This window comes from Bradyrhizobium sp. 192, assembly GCF_023100965.1.
GTDB classification, from domain to species: domain Bacteria; phylum Pseudomonadota; class Alphaproteobacteria; order Rhizobiales; family Xanthobacteraceae; genus Bradyrhizobium; species Bradyrhizobium symbiodeficiens.
Genome location: NZ_CP064690.1, coordinates 8,088,093 through 8,104,367 on the forward strand (window position 1 = coordinate 8,088,093; position 16,275 = coordinate 8,104,367).

Sequence of the window (16,275 nt, forward strand, 5' to 3'; positions counted from 1 at the left end):
TATGACTCTCTGATATGCTCTCCTTCGTCGCTCAACGTGTCGTGAAGGGCGTGATCGTCCTGCTCGCGATCGTCGTCCTCAACTTCTTCCTGATCCGCCTTGCGCCGGGCGACCCGGCGGTCGTCATGGCCGGCGAGGCCGGCGCCAGCGACCAGGTCTTCGTCAAGCAGCTCCGGGAAAAGTTCGGTCTCGACAAGCCGCTGCCCGAGCAGCTCTTCATCTACGTCAAGGGTGTCGTCACCCTCGACCTGGGCTTCTCCTTCCGCCAGCAGGCGCCGGTCGCAAAGCTGATCGGCGAGCGGCTCCCGGCGACGTTGCTGTTGACGCTGACGGCATTCGCGATCTCGCTGATGCTGGGCGTTCTCTTTGGCACCTTCGCCGCGCGCTTTGCCGGAACCTTTCTCGACACCGCCATCACCATCTTTGCACTGATCTTCTACGCCATGCCCCTCTTCTGGGTGGCGTTGATGGGCATCCTGCTATTTTCGGTCACCATGGATTGGCTGCCGAGCTTCGGCTACGAGACAGTCGGCGCCAATCTGACCGGCCTTGCCCACGCGGTCGACGTCGCAAAACATTTGATCATGCCGGCGATGACGCTCGGCCTGTTCTTCATGGCGACCTACACCCGCATGACGCGCGCCTCGATGCTGGAGGTGAAGCGGCTCGACTTCGTCAAGACAGCGCGCGCCAAGGGCCTATCCGACGCCGTGATCCAGCGCCGCCATGTGCTGCGCAACGCGCTGCTGCCCGTCGTGACGCTGGCCGGCGTGCATTCGGGAACGCTGATCGGCGGCGCCGTCATCACCGAGACCGTGTTCGCCTGGCCCGGCATCGGGCGGCTGATGTACGACGCGCTGTTGCAGCGCGACTACAATCTGCTGCTCGGCGTCTTCGTGATCTGCTCGGCCATGGTCCTGATCTTCAACCTCATCACCGACCTGGTCTATCGCCTGGTCGATCCGCGCATCGAATTCGCCTCATGAAACAGTTCTGGAAATCGATGCTGCGTAGCCCGAGCGGCGTCATCGGGCTCATCATCCTGCTGCTCGCGATCTCGGTCGCATTGTTCGGACCGATGCTGTTCCCGAACTCGCCCTGGCGTATGGTGCAGCGGCCGTTCCTGCCGCCGTTCACGCTCTCGACCGTGCCGCTCGGCACCGACGCGCTCGGTCGAGACGTGTTCGCCGGCATGATCTTTGGCGCACGCGTCTCCCTCCTCGTCGGCCTCGTCTCCACGCTGGTCGCGCTGATCGTCGGCGTTCCCATCGGTGCCATGGCCGGCTATTTCGGCGGCAGGGTCGACGACGCCCTGATGCGCTTCACCGAGTTCTTCCAGACCATCCCGAGCTTTGCGCTCGCGATCGTGCTGGTCGCGATCCTGCAGCCCTCGATCTATTCGATCGTGACCTCGATCGCGCTGGTGAGCTGGCCGCCGGTCGCCCGCCTCGTGCGCGGCGAGGTGCTGTCGCTGCGGACGCGCGAATATGTCCAGGCCGCCGTGGTCACCGGCCAGAGCAACAGCTGGATCATCATGCGCGAGATCCTGCCCAACGCGCTGTCGCCGGTGATCGTGCTGGCCTCGCTGATGGTGGCGACCGCGATCCTGCTGGAATCCTCGCTGTCGTTCCTCGGCCTCGGCGATCCCAATCTGATTTCCTGGGGCTACATGGTCGGCGCCGGCCGCACCGTGATCCGCCAGGCCTGGTGGATCACGGTGTTTCCCGGCGTCGCCATCCTGATCTCGGTGCTCGGGCTGAACCTGATCGGCGAAGGCCTCAATGACGCGCTCAATCCGCGCCTGTCGCGGGAGGGACGCTGACGATGACCGCTCCGCCCGCCGTCTCCATCAAGAACCTGCGGATCGCGCTGCCCGAGGGCGCCGAGCGTCCATTTGCCGTCGACGGCGTCTCGCTCGATTTGCGGCCTGGCAAGATCGTCTGCGTCGTCGGCGAGTCCGGCTCCGGCAAGTCGATGTGCGCGCATGCGCTGATGGGCCTGCTGCCCGACACGGTGTCCATCGCCGCCGGCGAGATCCAGTTCGAGGGCCGCGACCTGCTCAAGCTCGACGACGACGGCTGGCGCGATCTGCGCGGCCGCCGTTTCGCGATGATCTTCCAGGAGCCGATGACCGCGCTCAATCCGTTGATGCGGATCGGCGACCAGATGGCGGAGATGTTCGAGGCCCATGGCCTGCTGACCCCGAGGGAGCGGCGCGCCAAGGCGCTGGCGCTGGCGCGGGAGGTCGGGCTGCCCGACCCCGAAAGAATCGTGCGCGCCTATCCGCACCAGCTCTCCGGCGGCCAGCGCCAGCGCGCCATGATCGCGATGGCGCTCGCGCTCGAGCCGGCCGTGCTGGTCGCGGACGAGCCGACCACCGCGCTCGACGTCACCACGCAGGCGCAGATCCTCAAGCTGATCCGCAATCTCCAGCAGAGCCGCAACATGGCGGTGATGTTCATCACCCACGATTTCGGCGTGGTCGCCGACATCGCCGACCAGGTCGTGGTGCTCCGCCACGGCAAGGTTGTGGAGGAAGGCCCGGCCGCAACGGTGTTCAACGCGCCACAGCACGACTACACCAAGGCGCTGCTCGCTGCCGTGCCGTCGATGCACCCGCCGGCGCGCGCGCCGCTCGACGACAGGGCCAGGGCGGTCGAGGTGATCGGGCTCGACAAGACCTATGTCACGTCGGGCGGCTGGTTTCGCGAGGATCGCCGCGTCGATGCCGCGCGCGCGGTCAATTTCAACATCCTCAAGGGCGAGACGCTCGGCCTGGTCGGCGAATCCGGCTCGGGCAAATCGTCGGTGGCGCGGCTGGTGATGCGGCTGATCGAGGCCGACCGCGGCACGGTGTGGATCGGCGACACCGAACTCACCTCGCTCTCGGGCAAGGCGCTGCGCGCCGAGCGCCATCGCATCCAGATGATCTTTCAGGATCCGTTCGCCTCGCTCAATCCGCGCCGCAAGGTCGGCCACATCATCGCCGACGGTCCGATCGCGGCCGGCACCGACCCGAAGGTCGCCTTCGACCGCGCCCGCGATCTGCTCAAGATGGTCGGCCTCGATGCCGGCGCGCTCGAGCGCTATCCGCACGAGTTCTCCGGCGGCCAGCGTCAGCGCATCGGCATTGCGCGCGCGCTCGCGCTCGAGCCCGAGATCATCGTCGCGGACGAAGCCGTCTCCGCCCTCGACGTCTCCGTGCAGGCGCAGGTCTTGCGGTTGCTCGAAGATCTCAAGGCGCGACTCGGCCTCTCGATGCTGTTCATCACTCACGACCTTCGCGTCGCAGCCCAGATCTGCGACCGCATCGCGGTGATGCAGCGCGGCGCCGTCGTCGAGCTAAAGCCGACCGCACAGCTGTTCGCATCGCCCGAGCATGCCTATACGCGCGAACTACTGGCGGCGGTGCCGGGACGGAAAGAGCGCGCGCTGGCCGACTGAAAACCGGGCGGCCGGATCCTACTTGGCGGGAGGATTGGTGTTTCGCCAGGTGGGGACCGAGTTGGTCACGCCGACCGAGGGCCGGTTATAACTTCCCACCGACGGTGCCGTCGACGTCCCGACGGTCTGTCCCGAGCTTCCGTAAGGCGCGCCCTGCGTCGCCGGCACTCCCGGACTTCCGGTCGTGTTGCTCTGGGTGCCCGAGGTTTGCGCCCCGGCGGCGAATGGCAATGCCACGGCTCCGGCTGCGGCGAGTATGGCAAGGAAGCGTTTCGTTCTCGTCATGTTTGATCCTTTCGGATGCGCTGCGATCTCTCGTCCGACAACGCCTCGCGGACGAAAATGTGCCGCGGCGGGCCCGGGAGGCGGTCCCGGATCACACCTCTATCTCGTCGTGTTGCTCCAGGTGGGCACCGAGTTGGTCACGCCGACCGACGGCCAATTATACGATCCGACCGACGGCGCCGTGACCGTTCCGACCGTCTGTCCGGACGAGCCGTAAGACGCCCTCGGCTGCACCGCGGGCGCTCCGGCACCTCTATAGGTCGGAGCCACCACGCCCGTGCTGTAATGTCGGCTCGACCGTGCCTTCTTCGCCTCAGCCGCGAAGGGCGCTGCAAGCAGCCCGGTCGTGATGAGCGCGGCAATCGCGAATTTGATGCTCGTCATGGCTGATCCCTCGGTCGCTGGGGCCCCCTTGTGCCATGTGTTCATGGATCGGACGATGTCCATAGGCACGAGTTCATATCTCCGTGCGCGGGCGAATGTGCCGACATTGCCGTTCGTCACCTCCGCTTCGGACGGCAGGCATGACGGCCATGCCGGTCCTTCACGGTTGCGACCGAATGCATCAATTCCCTGAAAGCGGTGATCGCCTTGTCCTCATCGAGCGCGCCGCCGTGATTGGCCTCCAGATGCTCGATCACGGCCAAAAGCGCATCGGCGACCTGCCCGATCTGCTTGCCGTAGCTGCCGACATCCGACAGCACGTCCTTCTCGACATCAGGCGCCGAGGATTGCCCGACCGTGATGTTGACCAGGCCGAACTGGCCGCCGGTTGGGCTGAAGAACGATGGGTAGATGGACTGGACGACATCTCCCGACAGGGGCAGCTTGAACACGGGCATGCAATTTCCCTCGCTGACTTCGACCGGCGAAAAAACACTATCACGATCATGCCGGCCTTCGCATGGACCCGAATCAGCCCTAGGGCATTGCCTCATCGACTTCGCGTCTTGAGGCGACATGACCGGGCCCGAACTGAAGCAACTCCGCGCCGACCTCTCCGATGCCCTGGAGCGGAAGCTCACGGCGGCCGACATGGCAAAGCTCTGCGGATTGCCGGAGAAGGGCGGCGGCGACACCATCCGACGCTGGGAGGTGAGCGGCCCGATGCCGGAGGCCACGAAACTGCTGCGCGTGCTTGCGATGGCGAGCGAGCGCTATCCCATCCTGGAGAAGTTCGACATCTTCGATCGCCATGACGTGCGCGAGGAGGATCGCCCTGCAAAGCGCGCGGCGTTCCGCGAGCAGATGCGGGATGAGGCGCGACGGCGTCTTGGTTAACGAAAGACGCGAGATCGTTGCCGGCAGGCTGCGAAGTTAAGCCTTCCTTCACCACTTCTTAAGCCGGCATTAAGCACGAAAATCATTTGCAGCCCAATAAGTTAGGTTGGGTGCCGCTGTGCCACGCATGTGACAGCATTTTCGTCAAAAGAGAGCTATCTGCAAAACCAACGAAGGCCGCGGAAAGCGCGCCTGCCGGGGACCTATAGTGTCGGAGTTCAAGACGATGAAGAAGATTCTGTTTGCGACCGTTGCGCTGCTCGTGGTGGGCGCGGCTGCGCCGGCCGTCGGTGCCGATCTCGGCAACCGCAACTATTACAAGTCGCCCGCGCCGGCCTATGCCGCGCCGATCTACAACTGGACCGGCTTCTATGTCGGCGGCCATATCGGCGGCGCGTTCTCCAGCGACAACAATTTCAGCGGCCTCTCCACCGGCAACAACGGCAACGGCCGTTTCCTCGGCGGCGTGCAGGTCGGCGGCGACTGGCAGTTCCACCCGAACTTCCTGGTCGGCGTCGAAGGCCAGTATTCCTGGCTCTCCGGCAGTGTCGGCGCCGTGTTTCCGGGCGGCATCGCCTACACCAACGACCAGCGTGGCCTCGGCTCGATCACTGGCCGCGTCGGTTACACCTGGGGCCCCGGCCTCGTCTACGTGAAGGGCGGCTACGCCTATTCGGACAACAACGAGAAGGTGACCGTCGGTGGCGTGCCCGCCGCCTTCGTCATCACCGGCGATCACCGCAACGGCTACACCGTCGGCGCCGGCCTCGAATACATGTTCGCCCCGAACTGGTCGGCCAAGGCCGAGTACCAGTACTACAATTTCGGCGACGCGAGCTTCACCGGCGGTCCGCTCACCGGCACCGGCAGCTTCACCACCGACGACCACACCATCAAGGCGGGCGTCAACTACCGCTTCAACTGGGCAAGCCCGGCCGTCGCGCGTTACTGATCGGTTACCACAACCTTACCATGACAGGGGGCCGGCGATTTCGCCGGCCCTTCTTTTTTCGCTCTGCGGAACTGGCGCAACCGTTTACGGAGATTGCGAATTTTTAACCCGCGGTGCGGATACTGCCGGCCACAACCAGAAGCAAGAACGTTGGGGGAATTTCGATGGCGATCCGTTTCAGCCTTGGCGGCCGACTTGGCCGGATGCGGCCTCGTTTCAAAATGCCGACCTGGGGCGTGCGTGGCAGCCTGTTCGCGGCCTTTGCGGTGGTCGCGGGCATGGGCCTCGTGATCGCAGCCGGCGCCGGCCTGGCGCTGCAGAATCTCGGCGGACGGATGACCGACCTGAGCGGACGGGACATTCCGCGCCTTGCCGCCAGCCTGCAATTGTCGGCATTGAGTGCGAGCCTTGCGGCACAGGGACCGGCCCTGCTCGCGGCGCAAAACGAGGAAGCCCTGAACGAGCGCACCAAGAAGCTCAAGGAATTGCAGGAGCAGACCCAGCAGAAGCTGACCGAGATCATCCAGCTCGGCGGTGACAAGACCGTCGTCGCCGGCCTCAGCGAAACGATGAAGAGCATCAACGAGGCGGCCCAGAGCCTGGCCAAGGCCGCCCGCGAACGGCTGGACATTGCCGCCCTTCACGACAAGCAATATGACGCGCTGCGCAACGCGCAAGGCGCCTTCGTCGGCGCGGCCAGCCCGGCCATGCTGGACGCCCAGACCCGGGTCAATGCCATTCTCGGCTCGGCCGACCTGTCCGCCGCGGATGCCAACGACGCCGCGCAGACCGTCGGCCAGCTCGGCAACGTCGTCGCCAGCGGCAATCTCGCCGCCGCCGACATGAGCGCGGCGCTGTCGGCCAACACCAGCGACAAGCTCGACGACATCCAGAAGGAATTCAAGACGGCCCAGGGCCGCCTGCGCTCCAACCTCGATCTGCTGCCCGACAACCAGGGCAACAAGATGCTGCGCGAGACGGCGGAGAAGCTGCTCGCGCTCGGCACCGGCAAGACCGGCGTGTTCAACCTGCGTGAGAAGGAGCTCGACTCGGTCGACTACGGACAGACCATCCTGGACGAGACCCGCAAGCTCAATGTCGGCCTCGGCATCAGCGTGCAGCAGCTCGTCGACGGCGTGCAGAAGGAGACCAACGCCTCGACCTCTCAGGCGCAGCAGGAGACCTCGCTCGCGACGACCGTGATGCTGGCGCTGGGGGCCTTGATGCTGGTCGGCTCGGCGCTGTTCGTCTGGCTCTATGTCGGCCGCAACATCCTGCGCCGCATCCGTGAGCTTCAGCACGCCATGCAGCTGCTCTCGGCCGGCGACCTCGACACCGAGATCGTCCGCTCCCGGCAGAACGACGAGATCGGCGTGATGAAGGAAACGCTGACCGTGTTCCGCGACAGCATGATCGAAGCCCGGGCGCTCGCCGGCGAGCAGGAGAAGGACCGGATCGCCAAGGCGGAGCGGGCCGCGCGCATGGAAGCCAGGATCGCCGAATTCGAAAACACGGTGCGCTCGGCGCTCGAGAATCTGGCGCAGTCGGCCAATTCGATGCAGTCGACCGCGCAGAGCATGTCGACCACCGCCGACCAGTCCAACGCGCTGGTCAACGCGGTCGCCTCCGCCGCCGAGGAGACCTCGGTCAACGTGCAGACCGTATCGTCGGGCACCGAGCAGCTGTCGTCCTCGATCGAGGAAATCAGCAAGCAGGTCGTGACCTCTGCCGCGATCGCCAAGAAGGCGGTCGACGAGGCGGGGGCGACCGACGCCACGGTGCAGAGCCTCGCAGACAGCGCGAGCCGCATCAGCGTCGTGGTCGACCTGATCCAGACCATCGCCTCGCAGACCAACCTGCTCGCGCTCAACGCCACCATCGAGGCGGCGCGTGCGGGCGAAGCCGGCCGCGGCTTCGCGGTGGTCGCCTCCGAGGTGAAGAGCCTCGCCAGCCAGACCGCCAAGGCGACGGAAGAGATCCGCGCCCAGATCGCCAGCATGCAGAACATCACGACCTCGGCTGTCGGCGCCATCCAGGGCATCGGCCGGATCATCGGCGAGATCGACGACGTGACCACGACCATCGCGGCCGCGGTCGAGGAGCAGGGCGCGGCCACCCGCGAAATCGCCCGCAACATCCAGCACGCGGCCGGCGGCACCAGCGAAGTCTCCAGCAACATCGTCGGCGTCTCCACCGCATCCGCCGAAGCCGGTGCCGCGGCGAACGAAGTGCTGGGCGCCTCCGACGCACTCCGGCGCGAAGCCGACATGCTGCGCGGAGAGATCGACGCGTTCCTCAACAACATGCGGGCGGCGTAAGCCGTTCGTCGGTAGCCCGGATGGCAGCGTAATCCGGGCTACGGAAAACTGCCCGGAATGACCGCCATGCGGGCGGGCCGCCTAGCCTTTTTCGGCTGGCGCCCCGGTCGCACTGGGTTTAAGCCGATAGCATGAACGCGAAAACCGACACCGCGCAGTCCTCGGCGGAGGCCCTGCGCTATCCCTGGGAACAGCATCCCGGCCACGACGAGGTCGTCGAGGTCAGGCCCGGCGTGTTGTGGGCGCGGCTGAAGCTGCCGTTCCGCCTCAACCACGTGAACATCTACCTGCTCGCCGACGGCGACGGCTATGCGATGGTGGATACCGGCTTCGGCAACGAGGAGACGATCGAGGCCTGGACCAAGCTGTTCGACGGACCGCTGAAGGGCGTCCACATCACGCGCCTGATCGTCACCCATTCCCACCCCGACCATGTCGGTCTTGCAGGCTGGGTCGTCGAGCGGTTCAACTGCCCGCTGGTGATGTCGCAGGTCGAGTATCTGCAATCGGTCTATCACCAGAACCGCGGCACCGCGGAGCGGCAGGAAGCGCAGCGGCTGTTCTTCCGCCGCCACGGCATGGACGAGTCGCTCACCGAAAAGCTGCTGGGCCGCGGCCAGGATTATCTCAAGCGCGTTTCGGTGCTGCCGCCCTCCTACCGCCGCATCTCGCACGGCGAGGACGTCGTGATCGGAACGCGCCGCTTCAGGGTGATCACGGGCGGCGGCCACGCGCTCGACCAGGTGATGCTGTATTGCGCCGACGACAAGCTGTTCCTCGCCGCCGACCAGGTGCTGAGCAAGATCTCGCCCAATGTCAGCGTCTGGGCGGTCGAGCCCGACCAGAACTCGCTCGGCGAATATTTGGCCTCGCTCGCCAGCCTCACCACGACGCTGCCCTATGACGTGCTGGTGCTGCCCGGCCACGGCGTGCCGTTCTACGGATTGAAGACCCGCATCAAGCAGCTGGCCGACCACCATGAAGAGCGCTGCCGGCTGATCGCGGAAGCCTGCCGCGAGGTGCCGCAGACCTCGCGCGCCCTGGTGCCCGTCGTGTTCAACAAGCACGTGCTCGACGAGCACCAGATGGGCTTTGCCGCCGGCGAACTGGTCGCCCACGTCAACTACATGATCGTCGAGGGCCGGCTGACGGCGGAGATGAAGGACGGCGTGCTGCAGTTCAAGACGACGTGATGTCTCCTCCTCTCGCGCAAGCGGGGCGAGGGAGCAGACTCACTTCATGTTCGCAATCGCGTGCAGCGCCGCGATGTAGCCGAACGGGCCCAGCCCACAAATCACCCCGGTCGCCACAAACGAGATCTTCGAGTGCCGATGATATTCGTCGCGGGCGTGGATGTTGGAGATGTGGACTTCCAGCACCGGACCTTCGAACGTCTTGATCGCGTCCATGATCGAGACCGAGGTAAAGGAGAGGCCCGCCGGATTGATGACGATCGCATCGGCGTCCTGCCGCGCCGACTGGATCAGGTCGACCAGCACGCCTTCATGGTTGGATTGGTGGAAGGCGAGCTGGAGCCCGAGCGGTGCGGCAGCCGCCTCGCAGCCCGCGTTGACCTCGGCGAGTGTCGTGGTGCCGTAGATGTGCGGCTCGCGGATGCCGAGCATGTTGAGGTTGGGACCGTTGAGGATCATCACGCGCTTCATGGAAGGGTCCTTTCGAAGACCTGGTTGAGCATGCTCTCCGGGCAAATGGCGCATGCGCTGCGAAATTCGGATCGATCGGGCCGGCAGCAGCGTCAAGGAAAGCGCGTGCCGGGCCGCCAAGGAAGACCGAGCTGGCCAGAATCCGGCCCCCCCCCCGGCGGATGCTGCAGAGCAACATCATATGTTGCGCAAACTTGATCGGGATCAAATTTCAAATCGCACGATAGGGCATTTTGCCCAAATGCTCCTCACGGCCAAATGTGGGATAGCGCATAGACATTGGAGCTGGAAAAGCTCTAAGAAGATGCGGCCCTCTTGGTCAGTTCCGTCTTAGGTTTCGCCGATGGATTACAACCAGTTCTTCGATTCCGCCCTCGATCGTCTCCACGCCGAGCGCCGCTACCGGGTGTTCGCCGACCTCGAGCGCACGGCCGGCCGATTCCCGCACGCGACTTGGCACTCGCCCAAGGGCAAGAGCGACGTCGTAATCTGGTGCTCCAACGATTATCTCGGCATGGGCCAGCACCCGAGAGTGGTTGGCGCCATGGTCGAGACCGCGACGCGCGTCGGCACCGGTGCCGGCGGCACCCGCAACATCGCCGGCACGCATCATCCGCTGGTCCAGCTCGAGGCCGAGCTCGCCGATCTCCACGGCAAGGAAGCCGCGCTGCTGTTCACCTCGGGCTATGTCTCGAACCAGACCGGCATCCCGACCATCGCAAAACTCCTTCCGAACTGCCTCATCCTCTCGGACGAACTCAACCACAATTCGATGATCGAAGGCATCCGCCAGTCCGGCTGCGAGCGGGTCGTGTTCCGCCACAACGATGTTGCGCATCTGGAGGAGCTGTTGAAAGCGGCCGACCCGAAGCGGCCGAAGCTGATCGTCTGCGAGAGCCTCTATTCCATGGACGGCGACGTCGCTCCGCTCGCCAGAATCTGCGATCTCGCCGAGAAGTACGACGCGATGACCTATGTCGACGAGGTCCACGCGGTCGGCATGTACGGCCCGCGCGGTGGCGGCATCGCCGAGCGTGACGGCGTCATGCATCGCATCGACATCCTCGAAGGCACGCTGGCGAAAGCGTTCGGCTGCCTCGGCGGCTACATCGCCGCCAACGGCCAGATCATCGACGCCGTGCGCTCCTATGCGCCGGGCTTCATCTTTACCACCGCGCTGCCGCCGGCGATCTGTTCGGCCGCGACCGCCGCGATCAAGCATCTGAAGACCTCAAGCTGGGAGCGCGAGCGCCACCAGGACCGTGCCGCCCGCGTCAAGGCGATCCTCAACGCCGCCGGCCTGCCTGTGATGTCGAGCGACACCCACATCGTACCGCTGTTCATCGGCGATGCCGAGAAGTGCAAGCAGGCGTCCGACCTGCTGCTCGAGCAGCACGGCATCTACATCCAGCCGATCAACTATCCGACGGTCGCCAAGGGCAGCGAGCGGTTGCGCATCACGCCCTCGCCCTATCACGACGACGGCCTGATCGATCAGCTCGCCGAAGCCCTGCTGCAAGTGTGGGACCGTCTCGGCCTGCCGCTGCGCGCAAAGTCGATGGCGGCGGAATAGGCTTTCGCCTCTCCGAACTCACTTCTGGCGTCCCACACCAGGGCTAAGGCACATGGCGCTTGGCACGACCTGAGCGCGCGCCTCGTCCTTCGAGACGACCGCTTCGCGGTCTCCTCAAGATGAGGCAAAGCAGCATAGGTGCTCGCGGAAACTCGCGCCGCGTACCCGGTCCTCATCTTGAGGGCCCGCCAACGGCGGGCGTCTCGAAAGATGGCCGCCTGCGAAATGGCTCCCATATGCGATAGCCCTGCGTCCCGCACAGGGACTCTCTCCGAACTTAACGACAACCCCGGATCCCGCCCCTTCCCGGCATTTCGCTGTCGCCTCGCCCGGCCCAACGCGCTAGATTTGCAGCGAAAATGAACTCGGGCGCGGTCGGCGCCCAGGGAGAAGCGCACCTCGCCATGCTGCACGACTGGGGCGTGATCGCCGCCGCCTTCGGCTATATCGGCTTCCTGTTCCTGGTGGCGAGCCATGGCGACCGCCGCTCGCCGGCCGGGCGCGGCCGTGCCTCCGGGCTGATCTATCCGCTCTCGCTGGCGATCTACTGCACCTCCTGGACCTTCTTCGGCTCGGTCGGCTTCGCCACCCGCACCTCGACCGACTTCCTCGCCATCTATGTCGGCCCAATCCTGATGATCGGCCTCGGCGCCGGCGTGCTCCGCCGCGTGATCGAGCTGGCGAAAGCCAACAACATCACCTCGATCGCCGACTTCATAGGGGCCCGCTACGGCAAGAGCCAGGCGGTGGCGGCGACCGTGGCGCTGATCGCGATCATCGGCTCGGTGCCCTACATCGCGCTGCAGCTCAAGGCGGTCGCCTCGTCGCTCGAAACGATCCTGAGCGAAGACCAGGCCTTCTCCCACATCCCGATCGTCGGCGACGTCGCGCTGATGGTGACGCTGGCGATGGCGGCCTTCGCCGTGCTGTTCGGCACCCGGCAGACCGACGCCACCGAGCACCAGCACGGATTGATGCTGGCGGTGGCGACCGAATCCATCATCAAACTGGTCGCTTTCCTCGCCGCCGGCATCTTCGTCACCTTCTGGATGTTCTCGCCGCACGAATTGATCGAGCGCGCCATGAAGACGCCGGAGGCGGTGCGCGCCATCAATTATTCGCCGTCGATCGGCAACTTCCTCACCATGACGCTGCTGTCGCTCTGCGCGATCATGCTGCTGCCGCGCCAGTTCCACGTCAGTGTGGTCGAGAACTCCTCGGATGCCGAGGTCGGCCGCGCGCGCTGGCTGTTCCCGCTCTACCTCGTCGCCATCAACCTGTTCGTGATCCCGATCGCGCTCGCCGGCCTCGTGACCTTCCCGTTCGGCGCCGCCGACCCCGACATGTACGTGCTGGCCCTGCCGATGGAGGCCGGCGCGAATCTGCTCAGCGGCGCCGTCTTCGTCGGCGGCCTCTCGGCGGCGACCGCGATGGTGATCGTCGAATGCGTCGCGCTCTCCATCATGGTCTCGAACGATCTCGTGGTTCCGCTGGTGCTGAAGCGGCGGCCGGAAGGGCGCACCGGCGGCGCCGATTTCAGCGACTTCCTGCTGCGCTCGCGGCGGCTCGCGATCTTCGCCATCATGGTGATGGCCTATTTCTACTACCGCGCGCTCGGCAACACCCAGCTCGCGGCGATCGGCCTGCTCTCCTTTGCTGCGATCGCCCAGCTTGCACCGAGCTTCTTCGGCGGACTGCTGTGGCGGCGCGCGACCGCTCGCGGCGCGATCGGCGGCATGCTGGTCGGCTTCGTCGTGTGGCTCTACACGCTGTTCATCCCGAGCTTCATGGACACCTCGACATCGGGCATCCTGCTGCTGCAGCACGGCCCGTTCGGGATCGAGGCGCTGCGGCCGCAGGCGCTGTTCGGCGCCGATCTGCCGCCGCTGATGCACGGCGTGATCTGGTCGCTGTCGCTCAACATCCTGACCTATGTACTGCTGTCGCTGGCACGCAGGCCGTCGTCCATCGAGCTGTTGCAGGCCGATCTGTTCGTGCCCAATACGCTCGCGCCGATCTCGCCGAGTTTCCGCCGCTGGCGCACCACCGTCACCGTGCAGGACATCCAGACCACGGTGGCGCAATATCTCGGGCCCGACCGCGCCCGGCATTCCTTCGAGGCATTCTCCGCGCGGCGCAACGTTCGTCTGGAGGCGGGAGCGCCCGCGGATTTCGAGCTGTTGCAGCATGCCGAGCATTTGATCGCTTCTTCGATCGGCGCTGCCTCCTCGCGCCTCGTGATGTCGCTGTTGCTGCGCAAGCGCACGGTCTCGGCGAAGGCCGCGCTCAAACTGCTCGACGACTCGCACGCGGCCCTGCATTTCAACCGCGAGATCCTGCAGACCGCGCTCAACCACGTGCGCCAGGGCATCGCCGTGTTCGATGCCGACCTGCAGCTGATCTGCTCCAACCGGCAGTTCGGCGATCTCCTCAACGTGCCCCCGCACATCGTCCAGTTCGGCACGCCCTTGCGCGAGATACTGGAATTCATCGGCGTGAGCGATCCGGACGACCCGGTCGAGCGCGAGGCCATGCTGGAGCGGCGTCTCGCCGCCTACACCACCGACAGCGAGCCATATCTGGAACGCCTGCCGGAACGCCACATGGTGATCGAGGTGCTCACCAACCGCATGCCCGGTAGCGGCTTCGTCATCACCTTTACCGATGTCACGCCAACCTTCGAGGCGGCGGAAGCGCTGGAGCGCGCCAACGCGACGCTGGAAAAGCGGGTGCGCGACCGCACCGAGGAACTGACGCGACTGAACTCCGAGCTGGCATTGGCCAAGAGCGCGGCGGAAGACGCCAGCATCTCCAAGACGCGCTTCCTTGCGGCGGCCAGCCACGACATTCTCCAGCCGCTGAACGCGGCGCGGCTCTATGTCACGAGCCTGGTCGAGCGACAGCACAGCGGCGAGGAGACGCGGCTGGTCGAGAACATCGACGAATCGCTGCAGGCGATCGAGGAAATCCTCGGCGCGCTGCTCGACATCTCGCGGCTGGATGCCGGCGCGATGGCGACCTCGATCTCGAGCTTCAAGATGGCCGATCTGATGCGCTCGCTGGAAATCGAGTTCGCGCCGAGCGCACGCGCCAAGAATCTGGAGCTCGCCTTCGTGCCCTGCTCGCTGCCGGTCGAGTCCGATCGGCTGCTACTGCGGCGCCTGCTTCAGAACCTGATCTCGAACGCGATCAAATATACCCCGCGCGGCCGTGTGCTGGTCGGCTGCCGCCGCCAGGGTCCCTCGCTTAAGATCTGCGTCTACGACACGGGCGTCGGCATCCCCTTGGTCAAGCGCGGCGAGATCTTCAAGGAATTCCACCGCCTCGAGCAGGGCGCGCGGATCGCGCGCGGGCTGGGACTCGGCCTGTCGATCGTCGAACGGCTGGCGCGCGTGCTCAAGCACGGCATCGCCATCGACGGCAATAAAAGCGGCGGCTCAGTGTTCTCCGTGACGGTGCCGACGGCGAAAGCGATCACCCACACCGCGGCCGTGACCAGCGCGACGCCGCTAGTGCGCACGCCGATCTCGGGCGCCCTGATCGTCTGTATCGAGAATGACGCGGCGATCCTCGACGGCATGCGCACGCTGCTGAAGGCCTGGGACGCCGAGGTGATCGCGGTCGCCGATCCCCAAGGCGCGATCGCCGCCATCGAAACGGCGGGACGGCGCGTCACCGGCCTCCTGGTCGACTATCATCTCGACCGCGGCAACGGCATCGCCGCCATCCGCGAGATCCGCCGCCGCTTCGGCGACGCCATCCCCGCGATCCTGATCACGGCCGACCGCAGCCCCGCCGTGCAGGTGGCTGCCCGCGAGGAGAAGGTCGCGGTGCTCAACAAGCCGGTCAAGCCAGCCTCGCTCCGCGCGCTGCTCGGTCAGTGGCGTACGCAGCAGATGGTGGCGGCGGAGTGAACGCCTTCAGTAGTCCGTCGACACACTGAGTGCGCGCCAGCTCTCGAGCTCTTCGAGGCGTTGCCGGTCAGTCGCGGAGATGGCGTTGACGGCATCGCTGCCCAGCGCGATGCGCAAGGGTGGTCGATCCATCTCGACGAGCTTCAGGAGAACTGCTGCCGCCTTCGCTGGATCGCCGGGCTGACGGCCGTCGTAGTCTCGCTGCATCCTGACGGCGGCTCCGACGACGACATCATACTCGGCGCGCCCCTCTCCGGTCGCGTGCGCGGTCTGCGCGAAGCCGGTCCTGAAGCCGCCGGGCTCGACAATCGTCACGTGCACGCCAATCAGCGCCATCTCGCGCGCCAGCGACTCCGAGAAGCCTTCGACGCCCCATTTCGCCGCGGAATAGGCGGCACGGGCGGGAGCACCGATCCGTCCGCCGACGGACGAGACCTGCACGATATGGCCGCGGCGCTGACGACGCAGTACGGGGATCGCCGCCTTGGTGACGATGATGGTGCCGATCAGATTGACTTCGATCTGCTGCCGAAAGGACGCCAAGCCGGTGTCCTCGACCGATCCGAGCTCGCCGTAGCCGGCGTTGTTCACGACCACATCGATGTCGCCATATGCCTCCACGGCGAGACCGATCGCGGCCTGCGCAGCGGCATCATCGGTCACGTCGAGTTTTGCCAGCCGCAATCGCTCCCCGAAACGTTCACGCAAAGGTTCGAGCGGAACTGTGTCGCGCGCGGAAGCGACAACACGATTCCCCGCCGCGAGCGCGGCTTCCGTGAGCGCGCGGCCGAGTCCGCGCGAGCTGCCGCTGATGAACCAGGTCTTCGACGCTGTCATTTCGGGG

The 16,275-nt window shown here is 65.7% G+C and carries 14 protein-coding genes; 9 read left to right on the forward strand and 5 right to left on the reverse strand.

Annotated elements, in window-relative coordinates:
• The first annotated feature begins 14 nt into the window (after positions 1–14).
• Genes IVB24_RS38045 through IVB24_RS38055 form a run of 3 tightly spaced genes read left to right on the forward strand, consistent with a single transcriptional unit; the run spans position 15 to position 3,444 of the window.
• Positions 15–986 carry an ABC transporter permease gene (locus IVB24_RS38045; RefSeq protein WP_094973311.1) on the forward strand — a complete coding sequence of 324 codons (972 nt, stop codon included), beginning with the start codon at positions 15–17 and terminating at the stop codon, positions 984–986.
• Positions 983–1,822 carry an ABC transporter permease gene (locus IVB24_RS38050; protein ID WP_166476917.1) on the forward strand — a complete coding sequence of 280 codons (840 nt, stop codon included), beginning with the start codon at positions 983–985 and terminating at the stop codon, positions 1,820–1,822. Before IVB24_RS38045 ends, IVB24_RS38050 begins: the two co-directional genes overlap by 4 nt.
• A gap of 2 nt (positions 1,823–1,824) precedes the next feature.
• Entirely contained in the window at positions 1,825–3,444 is a 1,620-nt protein-coding gene (locus IVB24_RS38055) for an ABC transporter ATP-binding protein (protein ID WP_247771612.1), read from the forward strand.
• 18 nt (positions 3,445–3,462) lie between these two features.
• Here the strand turns inward: IVB24_RS38055 and IVB24_RS38060 are convergent, their stop codons facing one another.
• From IVB24_RS38060 to IVB24_RS38070, 3 genes are all read right to left on the reverse strand, one after another.
• On the reverse strand, positions 3,463–3,729 hold the full coding sequence (locus IVB24_RS38060) for a hypothetical protein (RefSeq protein WP_247771613.1): 267 nt from the start codon (positions 3,727–3,729) through the stop codon (positions 3,463–3,465).
• Positions 3,730–3,828: 99 nt separating this feature from the next.
• Entirely contained in the window at positions 3,829–4,113 is a 285-nt protein-coding gene (locus tag IVB24_RS38065; protein WP_094973518.1) for a hypothetical protein, read from the reverse strand.
• Positions 4,114–4,229: 116 nt separating this feature from the next.
• Positions 4,230–4,571, reverse strand: coding sequence for a hypothetical protein (locus IVB24_RS38070; RefSeq protein WP_094973315.1), 342 nt, complete (start codon positions 4,569–4,571; stop codon positions 4,230–4,232).
• Positions 4,572–4,689: 118 nt separating this feature from the next.
• Between IVB24_RS38070 and IVB24_RS38075 the strand changes: the two genes are divergently transcribed.
• The 4 genes from IVB24_RS38075 (at position 4,690) to IVB24_RS38090 (ending at position 9,473) form a co-directional block, all read left to right on the forward strand.
• Positions 4,690–5,010, forward strand: coding sequence for a hypothetical protein (locus tag IVB24_RS38075; RefSeq protein WP_094973316.1), 321 nt, complete (start codon positions 4,690–4,692; stop codon positions 5,008–5,010).
• Positions 5,011–5,236: 226 nt separating this feature from the next.
• Positions 5,237–5,962, forward strand: a complete 726-nt coding sequence (locus IVB24_RS38080) for an outer membrane beta-barrel protein (RefSeq protein WP_166476912.1) — start codon at positions 5,237–5,239, stop codon at positions 5,960–5,962.
• Between the two features lie 164 nt (positions 5,963–6,126).
• The gene (locus tag IVB24_RS38085; protein ID WP_140482411.1) at positions 6,127–8,280 is read left to right on the forward strand and encodes a methyl-accepting chemotaxis protein; all 2,154 of its coding nucleotides are present in this window, start codon (positions 6,127–6,129) and stop codon (positions 8,278–8,280) included.
• Between the two features lie 131 nt (positions 8,281–8,411).
• The gene (locus IVB24_RS38090) at positions 8,412–9,473 is read left to right on the forward strand and encodes an MBL fold metallo-hydrolase (RefSeq protein WP_247771614.1); all 1,062 of its coding nucleotides are present in this window, start codon (positions 8,412–8,414) and stop codon (positions 9,471–9,473) included.
• A gap of 39 nt (positions 9,474–9,512) precedes the next feature.
• On the opposite strand, the gene aroQ is transcribed toward IVB24_RS38090, so the two are convergent.
• The gene (gene aroQ, locus IVB24_RS38095; protein WP_094973319.1) at positions 9,513–9,944 is read right to left on the reverse strand and encodes a type II 3-dehydroquinate dehydratase; all 432 of its coding nucleotides are present in this window, start codon (positions 9,942–9,944) and stop codon (positions 9,513–9,515) included.
• A 343-nt stretch (positions 9,945–10,287) separates the two neighbouring features.
• On the opposite strand from aroQ, the gene hemA reads away from it, so the two are divergent.
• Both hemA and IVB24_RS38105 read left to right on the forward strand, forming a co-directional pair.
• Entirely contained in the window at positions 10,288–11,517 is a 1,230-nt protein-coding gene (hemA, locus tag IVB24_RS38100; RefSeq protein ID WP_247771615.1) for a 5-aminolevulinate synthase, read from the forward strand.
• Between the two features lie 404 nt (positions 11,518–11,921).
• On the forward strand, positions 11,922–15,431 hold the full coding sequence (locus tag IVB24_RS38105; RefSeq protein ID WP_247774254.1) for a PAS domain-containing hybrid sensor histidine kinase/response regulator: 3,510 nt from the start codon (positions 11,922–11,924) through the stop codon (positions 15,429–15,431).
• 6 nt (positions 15,432–15,437) lie between these two features.
• On the opposite strand, the gene IVB24_RS38110 is transcribed toward IVB24_RS38105, so the two are convergent.
• Positions 15,438–16,268 (reverse strand): SDR family NAD(P)-dependent oxidoreductase, encoded by an 831-nt coding sequence (locus tag IVB24_RS38110; RefSeq protein ID WP_094973321.1) that lies wholly within the window; start codon positions 16,266–16,268, stop codon positions 15,438–15,440.
• Between the last annotated feature and the right edge of the window lie 7 nt (positions 16,269–16,275).

Excerpts from the sequence above, each read along its gene's own strand:
- IVB24_RS38110 (WP_094973321.1), bottom strand. The coding sequence starts at position 16,268 with ATGACAGCGTCGAAGACCTGGTTCATCAGCGGCAGCTCGCGCGGACTC.
- IVB24_RS38105 (WP_247774254.1), top strand. The coding sequence starts at position 11,922 with ATGCTGCACGACTGGGGCGTGATCGCCGCCGCCTTCGGCTATATCGGC.
- IVB24_RS38075 (WP_094973316.1), top strand. The coding sequence starts at position 4,690 with ATGACCGGGCCCGAACTGAAGCAACTCCGCGCCGACCTCTCCGATGCC.
- hemA (WP_247771615.1), top strand. The coding sequence starts at position 10,288 with ATGGATTACAACCAGTTCTTCGATTCCGCCCTCGATCGTCTCCACGCC.
- IVB24_RS38085 (WP_140482411.1), top strand. The coding sequence starts at position 6,127 with ATGGCGATCCGTTTCAGCCTTGGCGGCCGACTTGGCCGGATGCGGCCT.
- IVB24_RS38080 (WP_166476912.1), top strand. The coding sequence starts at position 5,237 with ATGAAGAAGATTCTGTTTGCGACCGTTGCGCTGCTCGTGGTGGGCGCG.
- IVB24_RS38045 (WP_094973311.1), top strand. The coding sequence starts at position 15 with ATGCTCTCCTTCGTCGCTCAACGTGTCGTGAAGGGCGTGATCGTCCTG.
- IVB24_RS38055 (WP_247771612.1), top strand. The coding sequence starts at position 1,825 with ATGACCGCTCCGCCCGCCGTCTCCATCAAGAACCTGCGGATCGCGCTG.
- IVB24_RS38065 (WP_094973518.1), bottom strand. The coding sequence starts at position 4,113 with ATGACGAGCATCAAATTCGCGATTGCCGCGCTCATCACGACCGGGCTG.
- aroQ (WP_094973319.1), bottom strand. The coding sequence starts at position 9,944 with ATGAAGCGCGTGATGATCCTCAACGGTCCCAACCTCAACATGCTCGGC.
- IVB24_RS38090 (WP_247771614.1), top strand. The coding sequence starts at position 8,412 with ATGAACGCGAAAACCGACACCGCGCAGTCCTCGGCGGAGGCCCTGCGC.
- IVB24_RS38050 (WP_166476917.1), top strand. The coding sequence starts at position 983 with ATGAAACAGTTCTGGAAATCGATGCTGCGTAGCCCGAGCGGCGTCATC.
- IVB24_RS38060 (WP_247771613.1), bottom strand. The coding sequence starts at position 3,729 with ATGACGAGAACGAAACGCTTCCTTGCCATACTCGCCGCAGCCGGAGCC.
- IVB24_RS38070 (WP_094973315.1), bottom strand. The coding sequence starts at position 4,571 with ATGCCCGTGTTCAAGCTGCCCCTGTCGGGAGATGTCGTCCAGTCCATC.